Here is a 26,876-nt window from a genome sequence, read left to right on the forward strand (position 1 = left end):
CAGCAGTGGCCGCACACCGACGACAAGCCGGTCACCAAGAAGGTGACGTACAAGAACCTCGGCAAGGACGACGTCACCCTGGACCTCACGGTGACGGCCACCGACCCCAAGGGCCGTCCGGCCCCGGCCGGGTTCTTCACCCTCGGCGCCAAGAAGGTCACCGTCCCCGCGGGCGGCACCGCCTCCGTCGACATGACCGCCGACACCAAGCTGGGCGGCACGGTCGACGGCGCCTACTCCGCGTACATCGAGGCCAAGGGCGGCGGCCAGTCCGTCCGCACCGCCGCTGCGGTCGACCGTGAGGTGGAGTCGTACGACCTCACGCTGAAGCACATCGGGCGTGACGGACAGCCGACGAAGCACTACTCCGACTCGCTCCAGGGCATCATCGGCAAGGCCGAGGGCACGGACCTGATGCCGTACGACCCGTCCGGGACCGTCAAGGTGCGGGTGCCCAAGGGCAGCTACATCCTCGACTCGAACGTCGCGGTCGACCTGGAGGACCTCTCCAAGGGCATCGACTGGCTCGCCCAGCCGAAGCTCGACATCACCAAGAACACCACGGTGACGGTCGACGCGCGGACCGCCAAGCCGGTCGACGTCACCGTGCCCGCGACCGACGCCAAGGGTGTGCTGGCCGCGCCCGACTACACGGTCGAGACGCCGGACCTCTCCAGCAGCTACGGCTGGCTCCTTGACGAGTACAAGAACTTCCGGACCGCCCCCGTCGGCGCCGCGCCGACCGGCGTCAAGCTCAGCCAGCAGTGGGCGGCCGTCTGGACCAAGGGCGACAACACCGAGTACAACACCACCGCCGGCGGCGCCGTGAAGCAGCTCGCCACCGGTTACACCAAGCACTACAAGGCGAGCGAGCTGGCCACGGTCAAGGCCGGGCTCGGCTCCTCCACGAGCGGCAAGACGGGTTCGCTGCGCGCGGCCGGCGAGCTGCCCGACACCAGCGGCAACTGGTCCGTCTCCGTCCCCACGAAGCTGCGCACCAACCGGACGCTGTACGTGTCCACCGGTGACAAGGTGAAGTGGAGCCTGGAGTTCGAGCAGAACGGCCCGAACTCCCCGGAGGGCTGGCCGACGGTCGAGGCCGCCTACAGCCTGGGCGCCCCGCAGACCTTCAAGGCGGGCCAGAGCTACGAGAAGGTCTTCAACACGGCCGTCTTCGGTCCGCGCATCGGCGGTGACTACGGAGTCCTCCGGAACGGCAACGAGATCACGGGCTACCTCCCGCTCTTCGCCGACGGCAAGACCCACGTCGGGTCCTCGCTCTACACCTCGGTGAAGACGACCCTGTCCCGCAACGGCACGCAGATCGGCGAGCACGACGACCCGCTGACCGGCGAGAAGTCGTTCAAGGTTCCGTCGGCCGACGCCGAGTACAAGCTGTCGACGTCGGTGAAGCGCAGCGTCAAGGTGGCCGCGGCCTCCACGCGCATCGACGCGAGCTTCACGTTCCGCTCCAAGAAGGTGGAGAGCGCGAAGCTCCCCGTCTCCACGGCGCGGTTCAGCCCGGTGGTCGACCTGAGCAGCAGGGCGGAGGCCGGCAAGAAGCAGTACATTCCGGTCAAGGTCCTGGGTGCGGCGGCCGGCGCCAACCTCAAGTCGCTCACCACGTACGTCTCGTACGACTACGGGCAGACCTGGGAGAAGGTCAAGGTCACCAACGGCAAGATCCACGTGAAGAACCCGGCGAAGGACAAGGGAATCTCGTTCCACGCCAAGATCGCGGACAAGAAGGGCAACAAGTCGACGCTGTCGATCTACAACGCGTACTACGGCAAGTAGACGCCTGGTAGGCCCCTAGGGTGGCGGGCTCAGGCCCCCGCCTCTGACGGCGCGGCGCCGAAGGGACTGTCGATCACGTATCGCCAGAACCCGTCGGCGCCGCGTCGTGCCACGTCCGTGGCGGTCGAGCGGACCGCCCCGCCCCCGATCTCCCAGTCGACGACGAGCAGCGCGACGTCCCCCGAGACGTGCACGTGCCGGGGCCGCACGGAGATCGGCAGGCCGAGGGCGAGGAAGGGCGCGTTCGCGGCGGAGATCTCCGCAGCGCCGTGCACGGCGACGCCCGACTCGGGCACGAAGACGGCCCGGTCCTCGTACATCTCGCGCACGGCCTCCGCGTCGCCGCTGTTGAACCGCGCGGCGAAGACGGCGGGCACGTCTTCGGCACGCGTGGGCAGGCCGGGCCGGGTGGATATCGTCCTGGGAGTCATGGCTGCACCGTAGGAGGCCCCCTCGTGACTCACCGAACGGTAAGCGCCGCGCGCCCCGGCCTGCCCGACGACGCCCTGGCCGAGACCACCGCCCCGGACCCCGACTGCCCCGTGGAGGTCACCCTCACCGCCCTGCGCGGCCGCTGGACGACGCTCGTCGTCCGCGAGCTGCTGCGCCGCGACCTCTGCACGTACGGCGAACTGGCCGCCGCGCTCCCGGGCCTCTCCGACAAGGTCCTGACGGACCGCCTCGCCCAACTCGTCACGGCGGGAGCCCTCCGCCGGACCCGCACCCCCGGCTGGCCCACCACGGTCACGTACGAACTCACCCCACGCGGCCGCGAGTTGGGTCCGGTGCTGCAGGCGCTGTGGGACTGGGGCGCCACCGCCGACCCGGCCGGTCTAGGGTGACCCCATGACGGAGACCGCGGAGCCCGGCGACGGTACCGGCAGCACCCAGGAGCCGCTGCCCAGGGCCGAGTTCGCCTTTCCCGGCCCTCTCCGCGACCAGCTCGTGGCGGCCGTCCTCGACGGGTCCAAGACGTCGACGACAGGGCTGCTCATCGACTACGAACGGGACGGCGCCCCGATGCCCGTCGTCGGGCAGCGCGCGGCCGTCGTCGACTCCGACGGCCGGCCCGTCGCCGTCATCGAGACCACCGGCGTCCGCGTCGTGCCGCTCGGCGACGTGGACCTGGCCCACGCCGTGGACGAGGGCGAGGGGTACACGACCGTCGCCCAATGGCGGTCGGCGCACGAGGAGTTCTGGCACAGCGCCGGGATGCGGGACGCGCTCGGCGACCCGGGCTTCACCGTGGACGACACGACGCCCCTCGTCCTGGAGCGCTTCCGGCTTGTCCCGGGCCCGGACGCCGTGGCTCAGGAACCGCTGCCGTAGGGCTTGGTGATGATCTCCAGGTTGTGGCCGTTCGGGTCCTCCCAGTAGACGCCGCGGCCGCCGTCGTTCGTGTTGATCTCGTTGACATGCTGGTGGTACGGGTCGGCCCAGTAGGTGAGGCCGCGGTCCTTGATGCGTCCGAAGATGTTGTCGAACTCGTCGTCGGAGACCAGGAAGGCGTAGTGCTGCGGCACGAAGGGGCCGCCGTCGCCCTCGTAGAAGTCGAGGGTCACGCCGTTGGGGATCTCCACCGGGAGGAAGGGGCCGTACTGGGGGCCCACCTCCAGACCCAGGATGTCCGCGAGGAACTGGGCGGACGCCTTCTTGTCCTCGGCTACGACGATGGTGTGGTTCAGCTCGATCGACATCGTGCGACCTCCTCGTTGGTCCGGGCGTCCCGCTGTGCGGCGGTGACACGGACCACGTTAGGAGCGGGCGCACGGCGTCGGCATCGGTCACGGGGCCCGGTCCGCTGCGCCATGCGGACTAGGCCCCGTGCCCGAGACGAGTTCAGGCCACACGCATGTCAGATCGTCGCCGTGTCGATCACGAAGCGGTAGCGGACGTCGCTGGCGAGGACCCGCTCGTACGCCTCGTTGATCTGGTCGGCGCGGATCAGCTCGATCTCGGAGCCGAGCCCGTGCGCCGCGCAGAAGTCCAGCATCTCCTGCGTCTCCTGGATGCCGCCGATCATGGAGCCCGCGAGGGTCTTGCCGCCGCCGATCACCGAGAACAGGTTGAGGGAGACCGGCTCCTCCGGGGCGCCGACGTTCACGAAGGCGCCCTCCGAGCGCAGCAGGCCCAGGTACTTGTCCAGCGGCAGCGGCGCGGAGACCGTCGAGAGGATCATGTCGAAGGTGCCCGCGAGCTGCTCGAAGGTGGCGTCGTCGCTGGTCGCGTAGTAGTGGTCGGCGCCCAGCTTCAGGCCGTCGTCCTTCTTGCGCAGGCTCTGCGAGAGGACGGTCACCTCGGCGCCCATGGCGTGCGCGATCTTGACGGCCATGTGGCCGAGACCGCCCAGGCCGACGACGGCGATCTTCTTGCCGGGGCCCGCCTGCCAGCGGTGCAGCGGGGAGTACGTGGTGATGCCGGCGCAGAGCAGCGGCGCGGCCACGTCGAGGGAGATCCCGTCGGGGATGCGTACGGTGAACGCCTCGTCCACGACGATGTGCGTGGAGTAACCGCCGTAGGTCGGCTCGCCGTCCTTGCCGATCCCGTTGTACGTCGGGACGTTGCCCTGCACGCAGTACTGCTCCAGGCCCGCCTTGCAGTTCTCGCACTCGCGGCAGGAGTCGACCATGCAGCCGACGCCGACGCGGTCACCCACGGAGAACTTGGTGACACCGGGGCCGACCTCGGTGACGACACCGGCGATCTCGTGGCCGGGCACCATCGGGTAGATGCCCTCGCCCCAGCCGTCCCGGGCCTGGTGGATGTCCGAGTGGCAGATCCCGGCGTACTTGATGTCGATCAGGACGTCGGTCTCGCCGACGGCGCGGCGCGGCACGGTGGTCCGCTCCAGGGGCGCCTCGGGGGCGGGAGCGGCGTAGGCGGAAACGGTGGTGATCTGCTCAGTCATGTCCTCGAGGCTGCCACTGACCTGCGACGTCACCCAGACACCCGTTCTTCCTACGACCACTGTGCCTACCACTGGCGGGGTCAGGCTCAGGGACGTACGACCCGGGATACTGGACATATGGACGAGATCCCCGAGACCCGGCCGCTCGACAGCAGGGCCGAGCTGAGCGAGTTCCTGCGCACCCGCAGGGCCCGGCTGCAGCCCGAGGACGTCGGCCTGCCGAACTTCGGCCGGCACCGCAGGGTGCCCGGCCTGCGCCGTGAGGAGCTCGCGCAGCTCGCCGGGGTCTCCGTCGCCTACTACACCCGGCTCGAACAGGGCAACGGCCGCAACGTCTCCGCCGAGGTCCTCGACGCCATCGCGCGCGCCCTGCGGCTGACCGACGCCGAGCACGCCCACCTGACGCGCCTCGCGAAGCCGAAGGCCCTGAAGAAGAAGCGGGCGGCGCGCCAGCAGCACATGCGGCCCGCGCTGCAGCAGCTCCTCGACACCATCGTGACCGTGCCCGCGTACGTGGTCGGCCGCCGCACCGACATCCTCGGCTGGAACGCGCTCGCCGCGGCGCTCTTCGGCGACTGGGGCGAGCTCCCGCCGGCCGAGCGGAACTGGGCGCGCATCTGCTTCCTCGACCCCCGCTCCCGCGACCTCTTCGTGGACTGGGACAAGAAGGCGTCGGACATCGTCAGCTACCTCCGCATGGACGCGGGCTGCTACCCGAACGACCCGGAGCTGTCCTCCCTCGTCGGCGAACTCTCCGTGAAGAGCGAGGAGTTCAGGAGCCTGTGGGCCACGCACGACGTCCGCGAGAAGGGCCACGGCGTCAAGCGCCTGCGCCATCCGCTGGTGGGTGACCTGACGCTCTCGTTCGAGACGCTGCGACTGCCGGACGACTGCGACCAGTCGCTCCTGATGTACCACGCGGAGCCGGACTCGGCGTCGGCGCAGGGGCTGCGGCTGCTCGCCAGCTGGGGGCGGGACGCGTCGTCGGTGGGATCCGGCTCGGCGAGGAACTCCGGGACCACGTGATTTCGCGGGCGGCGGAACCCCGCACGCTGCGCCCGCGACCGTATCGCTCCTAGGCTGAGGAAGTGAGCAGCCAAGAGCGCCAGAAGGCGAACGAAGCCCGCGTCATCCACCTGCGCCCGATCGAGGCGGCGCCGAACTCCCCTCAGGGCAAGGGGAAGAGGGAAGCCAAGGAGCCCCTCTGGCGGGACGTCGTCGGCGACGTCCTGCGCCGCGAGCGTCTCGCGCAGGAGCGCACGCTCAAGGACGTCGCGGACGCCGCCCGGATCTCCATGCCGTACCTCTCCGAGCTGGAGCGCGGCCGCAAGGAGGCCTCGTCCGAGGTCCTCGCGGCCGCCGCCCACGCGCTCGGTCTCGGCCTGTCCGACGTGCTGTCCCTGGCCCAGACGCGGCTGGCCGGCCTTCCCCGCGCGAGGCCGGCCAGGGCGTCGTCCCAGGGCGAAGTGCGCCTGGCAGCCTGACACTGCCGGCCCTGTCCGCCGTCGCTCAGGCGGCGGCGGGCAGGGTCCTCCTGCTCAGCACCTGATCGGCGAGCCCGTACGCGACCGCCTCCTGCGCGGTGAAGACCTTGTCGCGGTCCATGTCGGCGCGCAGCGTGCTCACGTCGTGGTGCGTGTGGTGCGCCAGCACCTCTTCCACCTGCGAGCGGATCCGGAGCATCTCCTTCGCCTCCAGGGCGAGGTCGGACACCGTCCCCTGCCGGCCGCGGCTCGCGGGCTGCCCGAGCAGCACGCGCGCGTGGTCCAGCACGAACCGCCGCCCCGGGTCGCCGCCGGCGAGGAGCACGGCGGCCGTCGACGCGGCCTGGCCGACGCAGAACGTCGAGATCGGCGCGGAGATGAAGCTCATGGTGTCGTAAATGGCCATGAGCGAAGTAAAAGACCCCCCGGGCGAGTTGATGTAGACGGCGACCTCGCGCTCCGGCGCGCTGGACTCCAGATGGAGCAGCTGCGCGATGACGACATTGGCGACCCCGTCGTCGATCTCCGTCCCGAGAAAGATGATCCGTTCCGACAGCAGCCGGCTGTAGACGTCGTACGCCCGCTCGCCGCCCTGCGGAGTGCGCTCGACGACAGTGGGAATGGTGTACTGACTCATTTCTTGCTCCCCCTCCTCAGATCCCGAGCCCGATACGCCGCTTCGACCCCGCGGGCCGCACGTCCTCCAGCGACTCGACCACGTGGTCGACCATCCCGTACTCCTTGGCCTGCCCGGCCGTGAACCACCGGTCCCGGTCGCCGTCCCGCGAGATCGTCTCCTCGCTCTGCCCGGTGTGCTCGGCGGTGAGCCGCTCGATGGTCCGCTTCGTGAACTCCAGGTTCTCCGCCTGGATGGCGATGTCGGCGGTCGTGCCGCCGATGCCGGCCGACGGCTGGTGCATCATGATCCGCGCGTTGGGCAGCGCGAACCGCTTCCCCGCGGTGCCGACGCTGAGCAGGAACTGGCCCATGCTGGCGGCGAATCCCATGGCGAGCGTGGCCACGTCGTTCGGGATGAGCCGCATGGTGTCGTAGATGGCGAGCCCGGCGGTCACGGACCCACCCGGACTGTTGATGTAGAGGGAGATATCGGTCTTCGGATCCTCCGCCGACAGCAACAGCATCTGCGCGCACACGCGGTTGGCGGACACCTCGTCGACCTGCGTTCCGAGGAACACGATCCGCTGGTTGAGCAGCTGCGCGGCGAGATGGTCGTCGAACCGCGACGGAGCGGTGTCCCCGTCCTCACCCCGCGGCCGCGCCGAGTCCCAGCCACTGTCCCGTACAGACATCACGCCTCCCAGAAGTCCGCGCGGCCCCGAGGCCGCGCCCTGACTTCACTGTTGACCGCCGGGGGCGCGGCTGTCAGAAATCTCGGCTGGCGGCAGATTCGCTGCGGGCAGAGCCCTCCGGCTGGGAGTCTGTTTCCGGGAACCGCGGGCGGGTGAGGACGGGGGAGACGTCCAGCCACACGTGCGCACCGACACGCTCCGCGTGTGCGGGCGGGACCGCTGTCACGGAGGCCTCCGCCGTGAGGTCCACGGCGATGCCCCATGCCGTCTTGCGCATGCGGTACGAGACCGTCCGCGCGGGGTGGTCCCGGTGAGGGCTCGGGGAGCCGGTCAGCTCTGGCTGCTCGGTGCCGGGGCGATGCCCGTCGGGCAGGCCCGGCCCCAGTTCGTCTCCGACGGTGCGTCGAGGACCGCGCCCGTGCCGCCGATGCCGCAGTAGCCGTCGGGGTTCTTGTCCAGGTACTGCTGGTGGTACGGCTCGGCGGGCCAGAACGGGCGGGGGTCGGCCGGGAGGACCGTCGTCGTGATCGTGCCGTAGCCGGCGGCCGTGAGGACCTGCTGGTACGCCTCCAGGGACGCGGTCGCCGCCTCCTCCTGCGCGGGGGAGTGCGTGTAGATCGCGGAGCGGTACTGCGTGCCGACGTCGTTGCCCTGGCGGAAGCCCTGCGTGGGGTTGTGGGACTCCCAGAACAGCTTCAGAAGCGTGGCGTACGAGACCTTGGCGGGGTCGAAGACGACGCGGACCGCCTCCGTGTGGCCGGTCAGGCCGGAGCACACCTCTTCGTAGGAGGGGTTCTCCGTGTAGCCGCCCTGGTAGCCGACGTACGTCGTCCAGACGCCCTCGGTCTGCCAGAACTTGCGCTCCGCGCCCCAGAAGCAGCCGAGCGCGAAGTCCGCGGTCTCCAGGCCGTCGGGGTAGGGGCCGAGCAGCGGGTTGCCGAGCACCGTGTGGCGGGAGGGGACCTCGAATTCCGGGGTGGCCCGGCCCTTGAGGGCCTGCTCGGCGGTGGGGAGCTCGGGCGTGCGTCCGAAGATCATGCGGGTCTCCTCGTGGGTGACAGGGGTCTACGGGGTGAACGTGTGGAGGGGACCGGGCATTCCGCTGCCCTCAGTGCGGCAGCGTCGCCGGGCTGCCGCCGTTCGCCTCGTAGCCCGCGACGGCCAGCGCGCGGTACACCGCGTAGCCCCCGGCCGGGTCCTCGGTCAGCGTCCAGGGGAGGGCGCCGACGTGGCCGTCCACGTGCACCAGCTGGTTCATGGCCTCGCCCCACCGCTCGCAGTGGACGAGGAAGAACACCAGGAGGTGGCGGACGTGCGCCAGCATCGGGTCGTCCGCGCGCGCGGAGTGCACCGCGAACATCGCGCCCTCGACGGCCTTGGTGACGACCTCGCTCTCGTAGAACCCGCGGACGAGGTTGACCTCGGGCAGGTGCTCGTAGACCGCGAAGAGCGGGAGCGCGGCGAGCAGGGAGCCGCGGGGCGCGCGGGCGGCCGCCGCCTCCGCGAAGCTGTAGGCGAGGTCGCGGGAGCCGTGCCACTTCTCGCACCAGTAGTGCAGCGCCGCGAGGTGCGCGCCCATGTGCGCGGGCGCGCGGTCCAGGATCTTCAGCCACAGCTGCTCGAACTCCTCGCGGGGGTACGCGAGTCCGCGCGCGATGGAGAGCTCGATGATGTACGGAACGGGGTCCCCGGGGGCGAGCAGCGCCGCCTGCGCGCACGCCTCCTTGGCCTCCTCCAGGATGATCCGGAACTCGTCCGTCCCCTGCACCGCCGTGCGCCACGCCTGCTGGACGAGGAACTCCGCGTGCACCGCGGCACCGCCCGCGTCCTTGGGCGCCTCGGCCCGCCACACCCGCAGCCACTGCCCGCCCGGGCTGTCGCTGACGCCGCCCGGCCGCCGCTGCAGCTCCAGCGAGGCCGCGCCCGCGAAGGCCTGCACGCGCTGCCAGCGCCGCTCACCGTGCGTCTCCGTGCCGGCGAGGAGCTGCGAGGCGGCCTTCCACTCCTGCGTGCGCTGCACGAGGTCGAGCACTTCCAGGAGATCGGCGTCCGGTCCGGGCATGCGGATGTCCAGCTCCTCCTGGCGCAGGAAGCCGTAGTCCGCCGGGTCCGCGGCGTCCGGCGAGCCGGGTGCCACCTGCCGGATTCCGCCGCGCCTGCGCAGCAGTACGGGCCCCAGGACCGCACCGATCATGATCACCGCGAACAGGAACCAGAGAATCTCCATGACACAAGCGAACCAGACGGGTCGGACAATTGGCCAACCTGCCGGGACGTACCCGGACCGACCCGGCAGAAGGGCCCCCGCGCGCACTACGCTCAGGCCGCATGAGTGACTCGCACAGCACGCAGAGCTTCGAGACCGTGGCCATCCACGCGGGCAACACCGCCGACCCCCTCACCGGCGCCGTCGTCCCGCCCATCTACCAGGTCTCGACCTACAAGCAGGACGGCGTCGGGGGCCTGCGCGGCGGCTATGAGTACAGCCGCAGCGCCAACCCCACGAGGACTGCCCTGGAAGAGAACCTCGCCGCGCTGGAGGGCGGCAGCCGCGGACTCGCCTTCGCGTCCGGTCTGGCGGCCGAGGACTGCCTCCTCCGTACGCTGCTCAGCCCCGGTGACCACGTCGTCATCCCCAACGACGCGTACGGCGGCACCTTCCGGCTCTTCGCCAAGGTCGTCTCGCGGTGGGGCGTGGAGTGGTCGGTGGCCGACACCTCCGACCCGGAGGCCGTGCGCGCCGCGCTGACCGACCGTACGAAGGCCATCTGGGTGGAGACCCCCTCCAACCCGCTGCTCGGCATCACCGACATCGCCGCGGTCGCGCAGATCGCCCGCGAGGCCGGCGTGCGCCTCGTCGTCGACAACACCTTCGCGAGCCCCTACCTCCAGCAGCCGCTGGCGCTCGGCGCGGACGTCGTCGTGCACTCCATGACGAAGTACATGGGCGGCCACTCGGACGTCGTCGGCGGTGCGCTCGTCGTCAGCGACGCGGCGCTCGGCGAGGAGCTGGCGTACCACCAGAACGCGATGGGTGCCGTCGCGGGCCCCTTCGACGCCTGGCTGGTGCTGCGCGGCATCAAGACCCTCGCGGTGCGCATGGACCGGCACAGCGAGAACGCCACCAAGGTCACCGAGATGCTGACCCGGCACGCGCGCGTGAGCAGCGTTCTGTACCCGGGCCTTCCGGAGCACCCCGGTCACGAGATCGCCGCCAAGCAGATGCGGTCCTTCGGCGGGATGGTGTCGTTCCGGGTGGAGGGCGGCGAAGAGGCGGCCGTCGAGGTCTGCAACCGCGCGAAACTGTTCACCCTGGGCGAGTCGCTGGGCGGCGTCGAGTCGCTGATCGAGCACCCGGGCCGTATGACGCACGCCTCGGTGGCGGGCTCGGCCCTGGAGGTCCCGGCGGACCTGGTGCGCCTCTCGGTGGGCATCGAGTCGGCGGACGACCTCGTCGCCGACCTCCAGCAGGCGCTCGGCTAGGGGTCAGCCCCAGCGTGTCAGGGGTGGAGTCGTGTCCGACGGCGGCTCCACCCACGGCCGGGCGAGCGACGCCCACACGACGAACGCCAGCGCGGCGGCGAACAGCAGCGTCCAGAACAGCCGCCGTGCCGCCCTGCGGCGCCGCAGGGCCCGGCCGCCCCGCCGTACCGCGTCGTCGTGGAGTTCGGGCGGCACAGCGGGCGCCGCGCCCTCCAGGAGGCGCCGGACCGCCTCCTCCTTGCGCTCGCTCATGAGGGCACCGCCCCGACGGGCGCCCCGGCCGGCGCGGGACCGCGCGGCGGACGCAGGACCGTCGCCGTCGCGCGGGCGCAGATCGACGCGACCCGGTCGGCGGGCAGCCCCAGAAGCGCCGCCGTCTGTTCCTCGGCGACGCCCTCGTACATCCGCAGGACGAGAATCAGCCGCTCCTGGGGGCTGAGCCGGGCCAGCACCCCGCCGTGGCCGCGGTGGCGGCGCCAGGCGGCGCGGGCGAAGCGCAGGGCGACCTGCTGGCGGGTGCGGTCGTACGGGTCCTCGCCGCGCAGCCGGTCCCACGACGCGTACGTGTGCGCGAGGGCGGCGGTCAGCAGGGCACGCGCGCGTGGGTTGTCGTCGGGGGGCTCGGCGGTGAGCAGCGTCGCGGCATGCAGCAGCCGCCCTGCCGCGCCCGCGACGAACGCCTCGAACTCCCGGGCACGGCGGGCGTTCCGCAACGCCTGCCGCTCTCGCACCGCGCCTCCCGGCCGGAGGCCACGAGCACGGGGCCTCCGGTCTCATATGAGGCCAGACGCGGGGCCGGGGTCAAGACTCCGGAGTGGCCGGAACCTCTCCTCCGGGTGCCGGCTGTGACGTCTGGCGGGCCGAGAGGGCGGAGTTGAAGCGTGTGAGGAGCGCGCAGAAGCTCTCGCGCTCCGCCGGGTCCCAGTCCTGCGTCAGCTCGGCCATCAGCTCGCGCCGCGAGGAGCGCACCTCGTCGAGCCGGGCCTGACCGCGCGGCGAGAGCTGCAGCACCACGGCGCGGCCGTCCTCGGGGTGCGAGGTGCGCTTGACGAGCCCGGTGTCGACCAGCGGGGCGACCTGCCGGGTGACCGTCGACGAGTCGATGCCCATGCTCGCCGCGAGCGCCTTGACGCCCATCGGGCCTTCCTTGTCGAGCCGGTTGAGCAGCAGATACGCGGCGCGGTCCATGGAGTTGCGGACCTGTCCTACGCCGCCGAGGCGCGTCTGCTCCGCACGGCGGGCGAAGACCGCCACCTGGTGCTGGAGGCTGTCCAGGAGGGCGGGATCGCTGGCGGTCGTCATGTCCGGAGTTGTGGGCATGGCCGGGGGCTCACTTCATGCGAGGGCAGTGGGTTGGGGGACAGGGTACGCGGCCGCGGCGCGTACCGTACCTGCGCTGCACAAACCCACGCTCAGAACGGTCTCGTCCCTTGGTCGTCCCAGGAGGAATCGAGCCCCGGCTGCAAGACTTGCCGCCATGAGCTACCGCACGCCCCACTCCTTGCCGACGGTGACCCTCGACGACGTGCGCGGCGCGCAGAAGATGCTCTCCGGAGTGGCCCGCATGACGGCGATGGAGGGCAGCAGACACCTGTCCGGGCTGGTCGGGGCGCCGGTGCACCTCAAGTGCGAGAACCTCCAGCGGACCGGGTCCTTCAAGCTGCGCGGCGCGTACGTGCGGATCGCGGGCCTGCTCCCCGAGGAGCGTGCCGCCGGTGTCGTCGCCGCCAGCGCGGGCAACCACGCGCAGGGCGTGGCGCTGGCCTCCTCGCTCCTCGGCGTGCGCTCCACGGTCTTCATGCCGGCCGGTGCGCCGCTGCCCAAGGTCGCGGCGACGCGGGAGTACGGGGCGGAGGTGCGGCTGCACGGTCAGGTGGTCGACGAGACGCTGGCCGCCGCGCAGGAGTACGCGCGCGAGACGGGCGCCGTCTTCATCCACCCCTTCGACCACCCGGACATCATCGCCGGGCAGGGCACGGTCGGCCTGGAGATCCTGGAGCAGTGCCCTGAGGTGCGCACCCTCGTCGTGGGCGTCGGGGGCGGCGGTCTCGCCGCGGGCATCGCGGTCGCGGTCAAGGCGCTGCGCCCGGACGTGAAGGTGGTCGGCGTGCAGGCGGCGGGTTCCGCCGCCTATCCGCCCTCGCTGGCCGCCGGGCACCCGGTGTCGATCGGCAACCCCACGACGATGGCGGACGGCATCAAGGTCGGCCGCCCCGGCGACGTACCGTTCCAGCTGGTCGAGGAGCTGGTCGACGAGGTCGTCACGGTCTCCGAGGACGAGCTCTCCAGCGCCCTGCTGCTCTGCCTGGAGCGGGCCAAGATGGTCGTCGAGCCGGCCGGTGCCAGCCCGGTCGCGGCCCTCCTGAGCGACCCGAAGGCGTTCGAGGGGCCGGTGGTGGCCCTGCTGTCGGGCGGCAACGTGGACCCGCTCCTGATGCAGCGCATCCTGCGCCAGGGCATGGCGGCGGCGGGCCGCTACCTCTCGCTGCGGCTGCGCCTGACGGACCGCCCCGGCGCGCTCGCCACGCTCCTCGGGGTGCTGTCGGAGGTGGACGCCAACGTCCTCGACATCAGTCACGTGCGCACCGACCCGCGGCTCGGGCTCACCGAGGCGGAGGTCGAGCTGCACCTGGAGACGAAGGGCCCCGAGCACTGCACCGAGGTGGGCACGGCCCTGCGGGCGGCCGGTTACACGGTCATCGGTTCTTTGGAAAATGAGGTGAGCCGACGCGATGTATCGCGTTAGGGTGTGCTCCGCGTCACTTCCGCCGGGCGTGCGAAGTCCGGCAAACCTAAGCTTTCCGTAGAAAGTAACTGGAAGTCACCCACACCAGGGGGAATCACATGCCAGGCGCCATCTACGCCGAAGGTCTGGTGAAGACCTTCGGTGACGTACGGGCTCTGGACGGGGTCGATCTGGATGTCCCTGAAGGCACCGTGCTCGGCCTCCTGGGGCCGAACGGCGCGGGCAAGACCACGGCGGTCCGCTGTCTGACGACCCTGCTCACACCGGACAGCGGCAAGGCGGTCGTCGCGGGCATCGACGTCCTCAAGCACCCCAACGAAGTGCGGCGCTCGATCGGTCTCTCCGGTCAATTCGCCGCTGTCGACGAGTATCTGACGGGCCGTGAGAACCTCCAGATGGTCGGCCAGCTCTACCAGATGAGGGCCAAGGAGGCGAAGGCCAGGGCGGGCGAACTGCTCGACCGGTTCAACCTCGCCGAGGCCGCCGACCGCCCCTCCAAGACGTACTCGGGAGGCATGCGCCGCCGGCTCGACCTCGCCGCCGCACTCGTCGTCTCGCCGCCCGTGATGTTCATGGACGAGCCGACCACCGGCCTGGACCCGCGCAACCGCCAGCAGCTGTGGGAGGTCATCCAGGAGCTCGTCGCGGGCGGCACGACACTGCTCCTGACCACCCAGTACCTCGAAGAGGCCGACCACCTGGCGCACGACATCTGCGTCGTCGACCACGGCCGCGTCATCGCCCGCGGCACCTCCGACCAGCTCAAGGCCAGGACGGGCGGCGAGCGCGTCGAGGTCGTGGTGCACGACCGCGACCACATCGCCACCGCCACCGAGGTGCTGCACGGCTTCGGCAAGGGCGAGGTCGCCGTCGCCGAGCACACCCGCAAGCTGACCGTCCCCGTCGCGGGCGGCGCCAAGCTGCTCGCCGAGGTCATCCGCGAGCTGGACACCCGCGGCATCGAGATAGATGACATCGGCCTGCGCCGCCCGACCCTCGACGACGTCTTCATCTCCCTCACGGGGCATGTGGCCGAGCTGGCCGACGAGGGCAACGGAAAGGAGACCGGCAAGTGAACACCGTCACCGACACCGTGCGCACGGCGGCCCCCCGGCCCGCCGGCGGCCTCGGCCAGTCCGTCAGGGACTCCCTGGTCGTCGCCAAGCGCAACCTCATCCGGATGTCGCGCATCCCGGAGATGGTCATCTTCGGCCTGATCCAGCCGATCATGTTCGTGGTGCTGTTCAGCTACGTGTTCGGCGGCTCCATGATGATCGGCAACAGCACCGATCCGGCGGACTACCGCAACTTCCTGATGGCCGGCATCTTCGCGCAGACCGTCACCTTCGCCACCGCGGGCGCGGGCGCCGGCATCGCCGACGACATGCACAAGGGCCTCATCGACCGCTTCCGGTCCCTGCCCATGGCGCGCGGCGCGGTCCTCACCGGACGCACCATCGCCGACCTCGTGCAGACCGCGCTGACCCTCCTGGTCCTCGCGATCGTGGCGCTCCTCGTCGGCTGGCGCATCCACGAGGGCATCGGGAAGGCCCTCGGCGCCTTCGGCCTGCTGCTCCTGCTCGGGTACGCGTTCACCTGGGTCGGCGCGCTCATCGGCCTCTCGGTCCGCACCCCGGAGGCGGCCACCTCGGGTGGCCTGATCTGGCTCTTCCCGGTCACGTTCATCTCGAACGCGTTCGTGGACTCCAGCAAGATGACGCCCTGGCTGCGGCACGTCGCCGACTGGAACCCGTTCAGCGCGACCGTCCAGGCCTGCCGCGAGCTCTTCGGCAATCCGGGGGTCTCCCCGTCCGACGCCTGGCCCATGCAGCACCCGGTCTGGGCCTCGGTGATCTACTCGGTCCTGATCATCCTGATCTTCCGCACCCTGTCGGTCCGCAAGTACCGCTCGGCGACGGCCTGAGCGCACATGACCGAGCCCCCGGCACCTTGGTTCAGGGTGCCGGGGGCTCGGTCGTGACCGGAGCTCGGAGAGAGCGCTAGGCCGCGTACGGCTTGGCCGCGAGGATCTTCACGGAGGCGAACTTGCCGTTCGGCAGCTCGTACTGCGCGTCCTCGCCGATCTTCTTGCCGTTCACGCCGGTGCCCAGCGGGGACTGCGGCGAGTACGTCTCGATGTCGCCGCTCGCGTACTCACGGGAGGCGAGCAGGAAGGTCAGGGTGTCGTCCTCGTCGCCGTCGAAGGCGATGGTGACGACCATGCCGGGCTCCACGACACCGTCGTCGGCCGGCGCCTCGCCGACCCGCGCGGTCTCCAGGAGCTGGGTGAGCTGGCGGACGCGGAGCTCCTGCTTGCCCTGCTCCTCCTTGGCCGCGTGGTACCCGCCGTTCTCCCGCAGGTCGCCCTCCTCGCGCGCCGCGGCGATCTTGGCCGCGATCTCGGTGCGCGCAGGACCAGACAGGTACGCCAGCTCGGCCTTGAGCTGGTTGTACGCCTCCTGGGTCAGCCAGGTGACGTTCTCGCTGGTCTGGGTCACAGGTGCTCCTCGTAGGTACTGGGAATACAAAGCATCGCCCTACCCAGAAGGATGTTCCTTCTCGGGTGGGCGAAACCACGAGCCTAACAATTCAGGCGCCCAAGGGGGAGGACATAAGCCATCAGCTTTGCGTCAACGCAGGTGAGCGCGGTAAACGCGGGAATGTCGGGCGACGTCAGTCGGAGTGGCAGCCCAGCAGCTCGACGCTGGTGGCCCTGCTTGTCGTACGCAGGGTGACGACCCGGTCGATACGGTCCGTGCGCCGGTCGAACCGGAAGTCCTTGCGGCCCACCTCTTCGCCGGACTCCGCCTGCGAGCGCAGGGTGCAGTAGCCCCGGGCGTCGGTGTCCTTGCGGACTTCCAGGTGAGCCTCGACGGTGCGGTCCGAGACGACGTCGAACTTGATGACCTCGGCGCTGAGCTTCGTACCGTTGATGTAGTCGTAGCCGAACCAGCCGACGACACCGAGCAGGACCGCGCCGAGCACCGCGCCGACGATCCTCAGCTTGCGGTCGGCGGCCTCGTCGGCCGTGCGGGAGCGGCCGTACCGGCCCTCGGGGAGACCCGTGGAGGAGCCCTCGGAAGGTCCCTCGGGGAGCTTCGAGCCCACCGCCGCCATGATCGTCCTCCAGGAACAGGGGATGCCGGAATTTTCCGCCCCCCGGTTCCGTCACTATAGAAGCCCCCCGCCCGCCACCCGACCGCCGCCCCTCACCGACACCCCTGCGGGGCGGCACCTGTTTCAACGCGCCGGATGACTGAGGGCGCCCAGAACCTGAGGATCGAGTCTTGACTGAGCAGCTGCGACTGATGGCCGTTCACGCCCACCCCGACGACGAGTCGAGCAAGGGCGCGGCCACCATGGCCAAGTACGTGTCCGAGGGGGTGGACGTGCTCGTCGTGACCTGCACGGGCGGGGAGCGCGGCGACATCCTCAACCCGAAGCTCCAGGGTGACGCGTACATCCAGGAGAACATCCACGAGGTACGCAAGAAGGAGATGGACGAGGCGCGCGAGATCCTCGGCGTCAAGCAGGAGTGGCTCGGCTTCGTCGACTCGGGGCTGCCCGAGGGCGACCCGCTGCCGCCGCTGCCCGAGGGCTGTTTCGCCCTGGAGGACCTCGACAAGGCCGCCGGCGAGCTGGTGCGCCAGATCCGCGCCTTCCGTCCGCAGGTCATCACGACGTACGACGAGAACGGCGGCTATCCGCACCCCGACCACATCATGACCCACAAGATCACGATGGTGGCCTTCGACGGTGCGGCGGACCCGGAGAAGTACCCGGAGAGCGAGTACGGCCCGGTCTTCCAGCCGCAGAAGCTCTACTACAACCAGGGCTTCAACCGCCCGCGCACCGAGGCGCTGCACCAGGCGATGCTCGACCGCGGCCTGGAGTCGCCGTACGGGGACTGGCTGAAGCGCTGGGACGAGTTCGAGCGGGTCGAGCGGACGCTGACCACGCACGTTCCGTGCGCCGACTTCTTCGAGGTCCGTGACCGGGCCCTGATCGCGCACGCCACGCAGATCGACCCCGACGGCGGATGGTTCCGGGTGCCGATGGAGATCCAGAAGGAGGTCTGGCCCACGGAGGAGTACGAGCTCGCGAAGTCGCTCGTCGATACTTCCCTCCCCGAGGACGACCTCTTTGCGGGCATCCGCGACAATGCCTAGCGTGAACGCACATCTGGCAATGACGCATCTCGTCCCTCTTGCCAAGGAGGTCGACGACGACAAGGTGACTCCGGGCGTCCTGGGCTTCATCGTCTTCGCGGTGATGGCCCTCGCCGTCTGGGGCCTGATGAAGTCGATGAACAAGCACATGCGGAAGGTCGACTTCAAGGAGCCGTCGGAGAAGGAGCCGGTCGGCGCGGCCGCGGGCGACGACACGGCCTCCTCGAAGCCGGAGTCCGGCAGCGGCAAGTAGGCGGCGTCCGGCAGCGGCAAGTAGAGGTCTCCGGCGGCCTTCGCACATCTTCAGCGGGCACTCGCGGCCACACCCCCTCGCCGGTTCTCCAGTGGCGGGGCGGGTGGAGCGTGCATAGAACGGGATACACGCTCTCGCGCGGGGCGAGGACGTCCCGCTGAAATGGAGAAGAGAAGATGGCCGCTGAGTCATTCTCTGCCGCTGGGGATTCTTCCGGTACCGCCGAACCTCTGGTCTCGACGTCGGTTCACTGGGGCACCGCGCAGCTCGGCGCCCCACCGCGTGACCAGCCCGCCCCCTGGCCGCAGACGGCAGACCCGTCAGCAGAGCTGACGGCCGACCCGTCGGCGCCGCCGGCCGCCCCACCGGGCCCGCCGGCCGCCCCTTCCGTCCCGCCGGTCCCGACCGCCGACCCGTCGGTCGGCCGTGAGATCGAGCTCGGCACCGACGCCGCTTCCCCTTCCCCTTCCCCCGAAGGGACCGTGTACGACGTCGAGGACGAGCACCCGGTGCAGGTGGTGCCGGACGACGACGAAGGCGCGGTGTCCGAGCTCATACGAGTCGCCGTGGTGTCCAGGCCGCTCGACGACGTCGTCGACCTCGTCACCCTCCTGGAGCAGTCGCCCTCCGGCATGCCGACGGCCGCCTCTGTGCTCCGGCTGGCCGCCGTGGCCCGGTCCGTCGATGACGTCACCCGCCTGGTGGAGCTGCTCGGCCCGCCCGAGCACCCCGCCGAGCACATGGACCAGGCCATCCGGCACGCCGCCGCGAAGCGGCCCATTCCGGAGGTGAGCCGCCTCGTCCACCTGCTGTCCCGGCCCCCGCACGATCCGCGCAGCGGCGACGAGGTGGTGCACGCCGCCGGCACGACGAGGTCGGTCACGGAACTGATGGAGCTCATCGGCAGCCTGAAGAAGCACCGGGCCGCCGACGCGGAGGCCGACGCGGCAGCCGAGGCCCTCGCCGCCGAGACCGGGACCCCGGTCGCCGCGCCCAAGCCGGCCGGTGCGGCCGCCCGGACCTCGCCCGACCGGGCCGCCGACGCGGCCCCGGAAGCCGTGCGGGACGGCACACGCCTCGTGTGGCTGCGCCGCGTGGCGGGCGTGCTTCTGCTGCTCTGTGCGGCCGCCCACCTCCCGCTGCACTGGTCGGACGCGCCGGCCTTCGGTCTGCCCGCCGCGATCGCGGTCTGCGCCGTGTGCGCCGCGGCCGGCGTGGCGCTGTGCCTGAGCCGGTCTCCGGTCGTGGCCGTGGTGAGCACGCTGGTGGCGGGCGGGCTGGCCCTCGGCCACCTCGTGGACGACCGGGTCGACTCCACGACGCTCGCCTACGTGCTGCGGCCCGACGGGGTGACCGCGCCTCTTCCGGCCCTGTCGGCGGTGGTCGCGGCGCTGGCCTCCCTGCTGGTCGTGGCGTTCACGCTCGCCGCCCTCAGGGCGGGCCGGTACCCGGCACAGCGCCGGTAGGCGACAGCGGAACAAGCAGTAGGAACGACGGAAGGCCCCGCACCAGCGGGGCCTTCCTTCTTTCTGTCGTGCGTTCGACCGTCAGTCGACCTTGCACTCGTTGTTGGAGGCCGGGTTGAGCGCTCCGAGGACGTTGATCGTGTCCCCGCAGACGTTGAGGCCCAGGTCGAGCGGGACCTGCAGCGCGTTGCCGCTGATGATGCCGGGGTTGTTGGACACCTCGGCGTTGACCGGGTCGGGGTCGGCGACGGCCGCGCCGGCGCCGCCGACCACGGTGACGAGGGCGAAGGCGGCCGTGGTGAGGATGCTGCGTGTACGCATGAATACCTCTTCGTAGAAGGAGAAGCGGTCCATGCGAGCGTCACCCCGGCCGGTCCACGGCGACAGCTGTCGTAGGCCGACAGTAGGAATAATGCCCTCTTTCGGGTTATTCCGGGCTCAATTGGGTTGGGGCACGTCCACCCCCATCACCTCCCGCGCATGCCGGCTAGGCACCATGCCGAGCCGCCACGCCTGCCAGCCCGTCTCGAGGTCGGCGCCCCGCTCCAGGAGCAGGCCGTACGCCTGGACGTACTCGGCGAGCTTGCCGTCCCGGGTCGGGTGCGTGGCACGGTCCAGTTGGCTGAGCTCCTCCTGGGCGACCGCCGTGCCGATCTCCCAGCCGCCCGGCGAGGCGTACGGCAGCAGGGTGCAGCGCAGGAAGCGGGCCCAGTCGCCGCCGCGCCGGTCGCCGTAGGAGGCGAAGAGCTCGATGGCCTCGTCGCACAGGGCGAGCGCCTGCTGGCTGCGGTTGTTGCCCGCGTCGACGACCACCAGCTCCAGACACGTCCAGGCCTCGCCGTGCGCGACGCCGATGCGCTGGAAGTCGGCGCGGGCGTCCACCAGGAGCTGCCGGGCGAAGCCGGAGTTCCGCAGGGAACCCGTCTGGGCGGCCCGCTGGTCGCGGGTCACGCGCGCGGAGTGGTGCCGGGCGCACGCCAGGCCGTACACGTCGCGCATCCGGGAGAACATCGTGCGGGCCCGCTCAAGCTCCCGCACCGCCTGGTCCAGGCTGCCGGTCTCCTCCAGGGCCTGGCCGAGGTAGTACAGCGACCAGGCCTCGCCGCGCGCGTCGTCGTTGTCGCGGTGCCGGGACACCGCGTGGCGCAGCCCGTCGACCGCGGGGGACGGGTCGCCGTCGACCAGACGGGCCCGCGCCAGCTGTGTCAGGGCCCAGGCCTCGCCGCGCGAGTCGCGGGTGCGGCCGTACAGGTCGAGGGCGGTCCGCAGCTCGTCCTCCGCGCGCGGTACGTCACCCATGCGCAGGCAGAGCTGGCCGAGCTGGAAGTGCGTCCAGGCCTCGCCGTGCACCGAGCCGCTGCCGCGGTGCAGGACGAGCGCCGTCTCCAGCATGCCGAGGGCGTGCGCGAGGTGGGCGCGGTCCCGCTCGACGGCGGCCAGCGCGTGCAGCGTCCAGGCGCGGTCGCCCGCCAGCTCGTCGGCGGTCTGGAGGTCGAGCGCCTCGGTCAGCCGGGCCGCGGCCTCCGTCAGGTTGCCCTGGTGGTGCAGGGTGATGCCGAGGGAGCCGAGGGCGCGGGCGGCGGCCGCGTCCTGGTGGGCCTCGAAGTAGCGGTCCACGACGGAGTTCAGCGTCGTGCGCGACTGGTCGAGCTCGCCGAGCTGGCGGGCCGCGATGCCGGTGCGCCACTGGACGCTGCGGCCGAGCAGGCCCTGGTCGATGGCCTGGGTGAGTTCGTTGATCTCCCCCAGGCGGTAGAGGTCGCCGCGCAGCAGGCAGTAGTCGCAGAGGGCGCCGAGCAGGTTGAGCACGGCCCGCTGGTCGACGCCCTCCGCGTGCCGCAGGGCCGCCGTGATGAACGTCGACTCGTCGTCGAGCCAGCGCAGCGCCGCGTCGAGGGACGCGAAACCGTGCTGGCCGAACTGGTCGGCGCGCGTGGACGTCTTGCCGTCGACCAGCCTGATCACCGTGTCGGCCAGCTCTCCGTAACTGGCGATCAGGCGTTCCTGCGCGGCGGTGCGCTCGGCGGGCTCCTCCTCGTCGAGGAGGCGGGCCAGGGCGAAGGAGCGCACGAGGTCGTGCAGACGGTAGCGGCCGGCCGGGGCCGCGGCGCCCCCCTCGGGGCCGCTGCGGGCGCGGGGGCGGTCGAGCAGGCCCGCGCGGGACAGCGCGGTCAGCTGCCGGGCCGCCTCCTGCTCGTCCGTGCCGAGCAGCGCCACCGCGGCGGCCGTGCCCAGCGAGGCGCGCCCGGCGAGCGCGAGCCGGCGCAGCAGCCGCCGGGCCGCTTCGGGCTGGTCGGAGTAGCGCAGCCACAGGACGCGCTCGACCGGACCCACCTTGTCGACGGGACCGTACGCCGACAGGTCCGCGGCCAGCTGACGCGGCGTACGCGGCCCGAGCGAGGAGCCCGCGGCCCGCAGCGCCAGCGGCAGCCCGCCGCACAACTCCCGCACCGCGTCCGCCGATTCGGCGTCGTAGGGCCCGGAAAGATCCTCCGCGGACTCGCGGAGCAGCTCCTCGGCGCCCGCCTCGTCCAGCGCTTCGACCGGCAGCCGGTGCACCCAGGCGGGCAGGTCCGCGGGCAGCTCCAGCGGTTCACGGGTGGTGACCAGGACGAGGCTGTCCGAGCGCTCCGGGACCAGCGTGCGGACCTGCTCGGCGTCGCTGGCGTCGTCGAGCACGATGGTCACCGCGACACCCGTCAGATACTGGTGGTAGAGCTCGCTGAGCCGCTTGAGCTGCTGCTCCTGCGACGAGCGCTCGCGGAAGAGCAGCTGCTCGCGCGGGGCGCCCAGTCGGTTCAGCAGATGCAGCAGGGCGTCGCGCGTGGACATCGGGGACTCCTGCGGGGTGTCGCCGCGCAGGTCCACCACGCACGCGCCGCGGAACTGGTCCCGCAGGTCGTGCGCCGCCCGCACCGCCAGCGAGGTCCGCCCCGAGCCCGGCACGCCGTGCAGCATGACGACCGTGGGCCGGGTGTCCGTGCTGGCGCGCGCCGCGTGCACCCACTGCGCGATCCGCCCCAGCTCGGCCCGCCGCCCCACGAACGGCGCGGCCGTCTCGGGGAGTTGGGAGAAGGACTGCTGCAGCACGCTGCGCCGCCGCGCCGCCGCGCTCTTGTCCGTGCCGCGCAGCTGCGGCGCGGCCTTCTTCGCCGTGTGCGTGCCGGTCGAGGCGGCGAGGACCCGCTGCTGGTCGAGGAAGGGCCGGATGCCGCGCACCTCGAGCGCCGTCAGCCACTGCAGCCGCAGCTGTTCGGGGCCGCCCGGCCTGCTGAGCTCGCCCGCGCGGCGGCTGGCCGCCGGGACGTGCGACGCCGTCACCTTCAGGACCGTCGCCGCCGCCCCCGCCACCGCGACGACCGCGCCGGTGCCGAGCGCCGTGCCGACGCTCGTACCGAACGACAGGTCGGACACCCCGGCCGCGAGCGCCGCAACCACCGCCACCAGCAGGGGCGTTCCCGCGCCCTCCTTCGCGTACCGCTGCCCGAAGGTGAGCCGGCCGGCCTCCGCCTCGTCGAGCGCGCCGGAGTACGCCGCGTACTCCTCGGCGGCCGTCTGCGCCATGGCGTCCAGCGCGCCGCGGGCCCGCGAGAGCAGCACGCTCCCGTCGACGCGCCCGCCCGACCGCCGGACCTCCTCCTCCACGGCCCGTGCCAACAGCCGCTCGGCCTCGGCCCGATGGCTGTCCCGCATATGGGTTCCCCCTCCGAAAGCAACAGTTGCCTGCGGTCACAAGTGTCCTGCGTACGGGGCGCGGGCGACAGGGCGTCCGCCGATCGGGGCCCGGTGTGCGCGAGGATGGGGGGCATGCCGAACCGACTGGCCCATGAGACGTCCCCCTACCTCCTTCAGCACGCCGACAACCCCGTCGACTGGTGGCCCTGGTCGGCCGAGGCCTTCGAGGAGGCGCGTGAGCGCGGTGTGCCGGTGCTGCTCAGTGTGGGTTACAGCAGTTGCCACTGGTGCCACGTCATGGCGCACGAGTCCTTCGAGGACGGGGCGACGGCCGCGCTGATGAACGAGAAGTTCGTGAACATCAAGGTCGACCGCGAGGAGCGGCCCGACGTCGACGCCGTCTACATGGAGGCCGTGCAGGCCGCGACGGGCCAGGGCGGCTGGCCCATGACCGTCTTCCTCACCGCCGACGCCGAGCCCTTCTACTTCGGCACGTACTTCCCGCCGGAGCCGCGGCACGGCATGCCGTCGTTCCCGCAGGTCCTCAACGGCGTCCACCGGGCGTGGACGGACCGGCGCGGCGAGGTCGCCGAGGTCGCGGGGAAGATCGTGCGGGACCTCGGGGAGCGGCAGCTCACCCACGGCTCGGGCGAGAAGCCCGGCGAGGACGAGCTCGCGCAGGCGCTGCTCGGCCTGACCCGGGACTACGACGCGACGCACGGCGGCTTCGGCGGCGCGCCGAAGTTCCCGCCGTCCATGGCGGTCGAGTTCCTGCTGCGGCACTACGGCCGCACGGGCGCCGAGGGCGCGCTCCAGATGGCCGCCGACACGTGCGAGCGGATGGCGCGCGGCGGCATCTACGACCAGCTCGGCGGCGGCTTCGCGCGCTACTCCGTCGACCGCGAGTGGGTCGTGCCGCACTTCGAGAAGATGCTGTACGACAACGCGCTGCTGTGCCGCGCCTACGCCCACCTGTGGCGGGCCACCGGCTCCGACCTCGCCCGCCGGGTCGCCCTGGAGACCGCGGACTTCATGGTCCGCGAACTCCGTACGAACGAGGGCGGTTTCGCCTCCGCGCTCGACGCGGACAGCGAGGACCCGGTGACGGGCGCGCATGTCGAGGGCGCGTACTACGTGTGGACGCCGGCCCAGCTGCGGGAGGTCCTGGGGGAGGCCGACGCGGAGCTGGCGATGGGCTGCTTCGGGGTGACGGAGGAGGGCACGTTCGAGAAGGGCGCGTCGGTACTCCAACTCCCCTTGCAGGATGGCCCGGTGGCGGACGCCGCCCGTCTCGCCTCCATCCGGGAGCGGCTCCTGGCGGCGCGCGCCGAGCGGCCCGCGCCCGGCCGGGACGACAAGGTCGTCGCCGCCTGGAACGGCCTCGCGATCGCCGCGCTCGCGGAGGTCGGCGCGTACTTCGACCGGCCGGACCTGATCGCGGCGGCCGTCGGCGCGGGCGACCTTCTCGTACGGCTCCACATGGACCCGCGCGCACGGATCGCCCGCACCTCCAAGGACGGCCAGGTGGGCGCCAACGCGGGCGTCCTGGAGGACTACGCGGACGTCGCCGAGGGCTTCCTCGCGCTGGCCGGGGTCACCGGGGAGGGCGTCTGGCTGGAGTTCGCCGGGTTCCTCCTCGACCACGTCCTCGCGCAGTTCGTGGACGCGGAGAGCGGCGCGCTGTACGACACGGCGGCCGACGCGGAGCGGCTCATCCGGCGCCCGCAGGACCCCACGGACAACGCGGCCCCCTCCGGGTGGACGGCCGCCGCGGGCGCGCTCCTCTCCTACGCGGCCCACACCGGCGCCGAGCCGCACCGCACCGCCGCGGAACGGGCACTGGGCATCGTCAAGGCGCTCGGCCCCCGCGTGCCCCGCTTCATCGGCCACGGCCTCGCGGTCGCGGAGGCGGCGCTGGACGGTCCCCGCGAGGTGGCCGTCGTGGGCGACGTCCTCGGCGACCTGCACCGCACGGCGCTGCTCGGCACCGCGCCGGGCGCGGTGGTGGCCGCGGGCCCGGAAGGCAGCACGGAACTCCCCCTGCTCGCCGACCGCCCCCTGGTCGACGGCCGCCCGACGGCGTACGTCTGCCGCGGCTTCGTCTGCACCGCACCGACGACGGACCCGGCGGAACTGGCGGGGTTGCTCTCTTAGGCTGTACGGGCCGCGGACCGGTGTTCCGGTGTGCCGAACTCCGCCAGCGCGCGCTCCACGATCGCCTCCAGGCGGTCGTGGTGGGCGCCCCGCCAGAACACGCGGTCGCACGTCTCGCACTGGGCGAAGACGTCGTACGTGCCGCGGGTGCCGCCCTCCAGGAGGTCCGCCACCTCTTCCTTCGTGGCGGAGCGGAGGGTGCCGTTGCAGGCGCTGCAGCGGGTCCAGGGGCGCAGGTCGGGGGCGAAGCGGCCGAGGACGTCGCGGAGTTGGTCGTCGGGGCGGTCGCTGTAGACGTACGCGCCGGCCCACAGTTCGCGGCGCCGCAGCAGCCCCCGGTCGCGGCTCAGCAGGACGCGCCGCTCGGCGGCCGAGCGGGCCGCGAGAGCCGGGTCGCCGATGTCCGTGCTCTCGTACGCCGCGTCGACGCCGAGCAGCCGCAAGCGGCGGGCGAGCGTGCCGAGGTGGACGTCGAGGAGGAAACGGAGCGGCGCGCCCGGCACCGGCTGGGGGCGCGTCACCGCGCGCACGGTGACCGTCTCGCCCGCGGCGGGAACGTGGCCCGCGTCGACCGCACGGCCGTCCACCACGAGCGCGCCGACCTCCGTCAGCGGGACGCCGAGCGACTCGACGACGTGCCCGAGCGTGGACACCCCGTCCGTGACGGCCGCGGTGGGCCCGCCCCGTCGCCCCTGCGGGACGAAGATGCCCAGCTCGGGGGCGAAGTCGATGAGGATCTCCGGACCGTTCATCCCGTCAGGATGGCACGCCGGACCGGGCGTCACCCGGAATTTTCCGCTCCCGAGAACCCGTGCGCCAGCATGTCGAGGGTCCGGTCCACGAGCGCGCCCAGGTCGTCCTCATGGTCGTGCTCCGCCCAGTACGCCGCGGTCTCGGTGAGCGCGCCGATCAGCCCCATGGAGAAGGTCCGCACCTCCAGGTCGCCGGGGTCACGGCCGGTGCGCTCCGCGATGACGCGGCACAGGATGCCGCCGGTGACCGACATGCTCTCCAGCATCCGGGAGCGCACGGCGGGCACCTCGGTCATCAGCTTCGTCCGCAGCCGTGACACCTCGGGCTCCTCCGCGTAATTGAGGCGGACGGCCCCCCGCAGCACGTGCCGCAGCGACTCCACGATCGGCTCGTCGGCGGGGCGCTGCCGCAACTCCCGCTCCAGGACGGGGTCGAACTCGTCGGTGAGGACGATGTCCTCCTTGGTCGGGAAGTAGCGGAAGACGGTGGAGGGCGAGACCTCCGCCGCCTCCGCGATCTGCTCGACCGTCGTCGCCTCGTACCCCTGCTCCCGGATCAGCCGGTACGTCGCCTCACGGATCGCGAGGCGGGTCTTGAGCTTCTTGCGCTCCCGGAGGCCCAGCCGGGGGGCGCTTTCGGGGGCGCCTTCGGGGGCGGAGATACGTGCGGCCGTCATGA

The 26,876-nt window shown here is 71.8% G+C and carries 27 protein-coding genes and 2 pseudogenes; 13 read left to right on the plus strand and 16 right to left on the minus strand.

The window, feature by feature from the left end; translation table 11 throughout:
• Positions 1–1,797, plus strand: a pseudogene (locus ACI2L3_RS35975) (peptidase S8); the annotation flags it as partial.
• A gap of 29 nt (positions 1,798–1,826) precedes the next feature.
• Here ACI2L3_RS35975 and ACI2L3_RS35980 read toward each other — a convergent pair.
• Positions 1,827–2,228, minus strand: coding sequence for a YybH family protein (locus ACI2L3_RS35980; RefSeq protein WP_404756642.1), 402 nt, complete (start codon positions 2,226–2,228; stop codon positions 1,827–1,829).
• A gap of 24 nt (positions 2,229–2,252) precedes the next feature.
• On the opposite strand from ACI2L3_RS35980, the gene ACI2L3_RS35985 reads away from it, so the two are divergent.
• A complete protein-coding gene (locus ACI2L3_RS35985) occupies positions 2,253–2,639 on the plus strand; it encodes a winged helix-turn-helix transcriptional regulator (RefSeq protein WP_404756643.1) in 387 nt (128 codons plus the stop codon).
• Between the two features lie 4 nt (positions 2,640–2,643).
• Positions 2,644–3,126, plus strand: coding sequence for an ASCH domain-containing protein (locus ACI2L3_RS35990; RefSeq protein WP_404756644.1), 483 nt, complete (start codon positions 2,644–2,646; stop codon positions 3,124–3,126).
• Here ACI2L3_RS35990 and ACI2L3_RS35995 read toward each other — a convergent pair.
• Together ACI2L3_RS35995 and ACI2L3_RS36000 are read right to left on the minus strand one after the other, a co-directional pair.
• Positions 3,108–3,494 carry a VOC family protein gene (locus ACI2L3_RS35995; protein ID WP_404756645.1) on the minus strand — a complete coding sequence of 129 codons (387 nt, stop codon included), beginning with the start codon at positions 3,492–3,494 and terminating at the stop codon, positions 3,108–3,110. The two genes, ACI2L3_RS35990 and ACI2L3_RS35995, sit on opposite strands and share 19 nt — an antisense overlap.
• 158 nt (positions 3,495–3,652) lie before the next feature.
• The gene (locus ACI2L3_RS36000; RefSeq protein WP_404756646.1) at positions 3,653–4,705 is read right to left on the minus strand and encodes an NAD(P)-dependent alcohol dehydrogenase; all 1,053 of its coding nucleotides are present in this window, start codon (positions 4,703–4,705) and stop codon (positions 3,653–3,655) included.
• Positions 4,706–4,822: 117 nt separating this feature from the next.
• Between ACI2L3_RS36000 and ACI2L3_RS36005 the strand changes: the two genes are divergently transcribed.
• Entirely contained in the window at positions 4,823–5,731 is a 909-nt protein-coding gene (locus tag ACI2L3_RS36005; protein ID WP_404756647.1) for a helix-turn-helix domain-containing protein, read from the plus strand.
• A 62-nt stretch (positions 5,732–5,793) separates the two neighbouring features.
• Entirely contained in the window at positions 5,794–6,189 is a 396-nt protein-coding gene (locus ACI2L3_RS36010; RefSeq protein ID WP_404756648.1) for a helix-turn-helix domain-containing protein, read from the plus strand.
• A 25-nt stretch (positions 6,190–6,214) separates the two neighbouring features.
• Here the strand turns inward: ACI2L3_RS36010 and ACI2L3_RS36015 are convergent.
• The 4 genes and pseudogenes from ACI2L3_RS36015 to ACI2L3_RS36030 all read right to left on the minus strand — a co-directional run.
• Positions 6,215–6,829, minus strand: a pseudogene (locus ACI2L3_RS36015) (ClpP family protease); the annotation flags it as partial.
• A gap of 13 nt (positions 6,830–6,842) precedes the next feature.
• The gene (locus tag ACI2L3_RS36020; RefSeq protein WP_404756649.1) at positions 6,843–7,499 is read right to left on the minus strand and encodes a ClpP family protease; all 657 of its coding nucleotides are present in this window, start codon (positions 7,497–7,499) and stop codon (positions 6,843–6,845) included.
• A 330-nt stretch (positions 7,500–7,829) separates the two neighbouring features.
• A complete protein-coding gene (gene msrA, locus ACI2L3_RS36025) occupies positions 7,830–8,537 on the minus strand; it encodes a peptide-methionine (S)-S-oxide reductase MsrA (RefSeq protein WP_404756650.1) in 708 nt (235 codons plus the stop codon).
• A 70-nt stretch (positions 8,538–8,607) separates the two neighbouring features.
• Positions 8,608–9,726, minus strand: coding sequence for a hypothetical protein (locus tag ACI2L3_RS36030; protein ID WP_404756651.1), 1,119 nt, complete (start codon positions 9,724–9,726; stop codon positions 8,608–8,610).
• Positions 9,727–9,827: 101 nt separating this feature from the next.
• Here ACI2L3_RS36030 and ACI2L3_RS36035 point away from each other — a divergent pair, with 101 nt between their 5' ends.
• Positions 9,828–10,982, plus strand: a complete 1,155-nt coding sequence (locus ACI2L3_RS36035; RefSeq protein ID WP_404756652.1) for a cystathionine gamma-synthase — start codon at positions 9,828–9,830, stop codon at positions 10,980–10,982.
• A 3-nt stretch (positions 10,983–10,985) separates the two neighbouring features.
• On the opposite strand, the gene ACI2L3_RS36040 is transcribed toward ACI2L3_RS36035, so the two are convergent.
• The 3 genes from ACI2L3_RS36040 to ACI2L3_RS36050 all read right to left on the minus strand — a co-directional run bounded on the left by ACI2L3_RS36040 (position 10,986) and on the right by ACI2L3_RS36050 (position 12,302).
• Entirely contained in the window at positions 10,986–11,234 is a 249-nt protein-coding gene (locus tag ACI2L3_RS36040; RefSeq protein ID WP_404756653.1) for a hypothetical protein, read from the minus strand.
• Positions 11,231–11,713, minus strand: a complete 483-nt coding sequence (locus ACI2L3_RS36045; RefSeq protein ID WP_404756654.1) for a sigma factor-like helix-turn-helix DNA-binding protein — start codon at positions 11,711–11,713, stop codon at positions 11,231–11,233. The genes ACI2L3_RS36040 and ACI2L3_RS36045 overlap by 4 nt, the downstream gene beginning before the upstream one ends.
• Positions 11,714–11,783: 70 nt before the next feature.
• A complete protein-coding gene (locus ACI2L3_RS36050; protein ID WP_404756655.1) occupies positions 11,784–12,302 on the minus strand; it encodes a MarR family winged helix-turn-helix transcriptional regulator in 519 nt (172 codons plus the stop codon).
• Positions 12,303–12,459: 157 nt separating this feature from the next.
• Here ACI2L3_RS36050 and ilvA point away from each other — a divergent pair, with 157 nt between their 5' ends.
• From ilvA to ACI2L3_RS36065, 3 genes are all read left to right on the plus strand, one after another.
• Positions 12,460–13,728 carry a threonine ammonia-lyase gene (gene ilvA / locus ACI2L3_RS36055; RefSeq protein ID WP_404756656.1) on the plus strand — a complete coding sequence of 423 codons (1,269 nt, stop codon included), beginning with the start codon at positions 12,460–12,462 and terminating at the stop codon, positions 13,726–13,728.
• Between the two features lie 98 nt (positions 13,729–13,826).
• On the plus strand, positions 13,827–14,804 hold the full coding sequence (locus tag ACI2L3_RS36060) for an ATP-binding cassette domain-containing protein (protein ID WP_404756657.1): 978 nt from the start codon (positions 13,827–13,829) through the stop codon (positions 14,802–14,804).
• The gene (locus ACI2L3_RS36065; protein WP_404756658.1) at positions 14,801–15,652 is read left to right on the plus strand and encodes an ABC transporter permease; all 852 of its coding nucleotides are present in this window, start codon (positions 14,801–14,803) and stop codon (positions 15,650–15,652) included. The genes ACI2L3_RS36060 and ACI2L3_RS36065 overlap by 4 nt, the downstream gene beginning before the upstream one ends.
• A 76-nt stretch (positions 15,653–15,728) precedes the next feature.
• On the opposite strand, the gene greA is transcribed toward ACI2L3_RS36065, so the two are convergent.
• Together greA and ACI2L3_RS36075 are read right to left on the minus strand one after the other, a co-directional pair.
• Positions 15,729–16,226, minus strand: a complete 498-nt coding sequence (greA, locus tag ACI2L3_RS36070; RefSeq protein WP_404756659.1) for a transcription elongation factor GreA — start codon at positions 16,224–16,226, stop codon at positions 15,729–15,731.
• Between the two features lie 175 nt (positions 16,227–16,401).
• Positions 16,402–16,845, minus strand: a complete 444-nt coding sequence (locus ACI2L3_RS36075) for a DUF4307 domain-containing protein (RefSeq protein ID WP_404756660.1) — start codon at positions 16,843–16,845, stop codon at positions 16,402–16,404.
• Between the two features lie 170 nt (positions 16,846–17,015).
• Here ACI2L3_RS36075 and mca point away from each other — a divergent pair, with 170 nt between their 5' ends.
• The 3 genes from mca to ACI2L3_RS36090 all read left to right on the plus strand — a co-directional run bounded on the left by mca (position 17,016) and on the right by ACI2L3_RS36090 (position 19,616).
• Positions 17,016–17,897 carry a mycothiol conjugate amidase Mca gene (mca, locus tag ACI2L3_RS36080; RefSeq protein WP_404756661.1) on the plus strand — a complete coding sequence of 294 codons (882 nt, stop codon included), beginning with the start codon at positions 17,016–17,018 and terminating at the stop codon, positions 17,895–17,897.
• 19 nt (positions 17,898–17,916) lie between these two features.
• Positions 17,917–18,150, plus strand: coding sequence for a hypothetical protein (locus ACI2L3_RS36085; protein ID WP_404756721.1), 234 nt, complete (start codon positions 17,917–17,919; stop codon positions 18,148–18,150).
• A gap of 176 nt (positions 18,151–18,326) precedes the next feature.
• Positions 18,327–19,616, plus strand: a complete 1,290-nt coding sequence (locus ACI2L3_RS36090) for a hypothetical protein (protein ID WP_404756662.1) — start codon at positions 18,327–18,329, stop codon at positions 19,614–19,616.
• 81 nt (positions 19,617–19,697) lie between these two features.
• On the opposite strand, the gene ACI2L3_RS36095 is transcribed toward ACI2L3_RS36090, so the two are convergent.
• Both ACI2L3_RS36095 and ACI2L3_RS36100 read right to left on the minus strand, forming a co-directional pair.
• A complete protein-coding gene (locus ACI2L3_RS36095) occupies positions 19,698–19,937 on the minus strand; it encodes a chaplin (protein ID WP_404756663.1) in 240 nt (79 codons plus the stop codon).
• Positions 19,938–20,054: 117 nt separating this feature from the next.
• Complete coding sequence (locus ACI2L3_RS36100; RefSeq protein WP_404756664.1) at positions 20,055–23,309, minus strand: tetratricopeptide repeat protein; 3,255 nt, start codon at positions 23,307–23,309, stop codon at positions 20,055–20,057.
• A gap of 114 nt (positions 23,310–23,423) precedes the next feature.
• Here ACI2L3_RS36100 and ACI2L3_RS36105 point away from each other — a divergent pair, with 114 nt between their 5' ends.
• Complete coding sequence (locus ACI2L3_RS36105) at positions 23,424–25,445, plus strand: thioredoxin domain-containing protein (protein WP_404756665.1); 2,022 nt, start codon at positions 23,424–23,426, stop codon at positions 25,443–25,445.
• Here ACI2L3_RS36105 and ACI2L3_RS36110 read toward each other — a convergent pair.
• On the minus strand, positions 25,442–26,197 hold the full coding sequence (locus ACI2L3_RS36110; RefSeq protein WP_404756666.1) for a Mut7-C RNAse domain-containing protein: 756 nt from the start codon (positions 26,195–26,197) through the stop codon (positions 25,442–25,444). The two genes, ACI2L3_RS36105 and ACI2L3_RS36110, sit on opposite strands and share 4 nt — an antisense overlap.
• A 29-nt stretch (positions 26,198–26,226) precedes the next feature.
• Positions 26,227–26,874 (minus strand): TetR/AcrR family transcriptional regulator, encoded by a 648-nt coding sequence (locus tag ACI2L3_RS36115; protein WP_404756667.1) that lies wholly within the window; start codon positions 26,872–26,874, stop codon positions 26,227–26,229.
• Positions 26,875–26,876 lie beyond the last annotated feature (2 nt).

It is taken from the genome of Streptomyces sp. NPDC029674 (assembly GCF_044903205.1).
GTDB lineage: Bacteria > Actinomycetota > Actinomycetes > Streptomycetales > Streptomycetaceae > Streptomyces.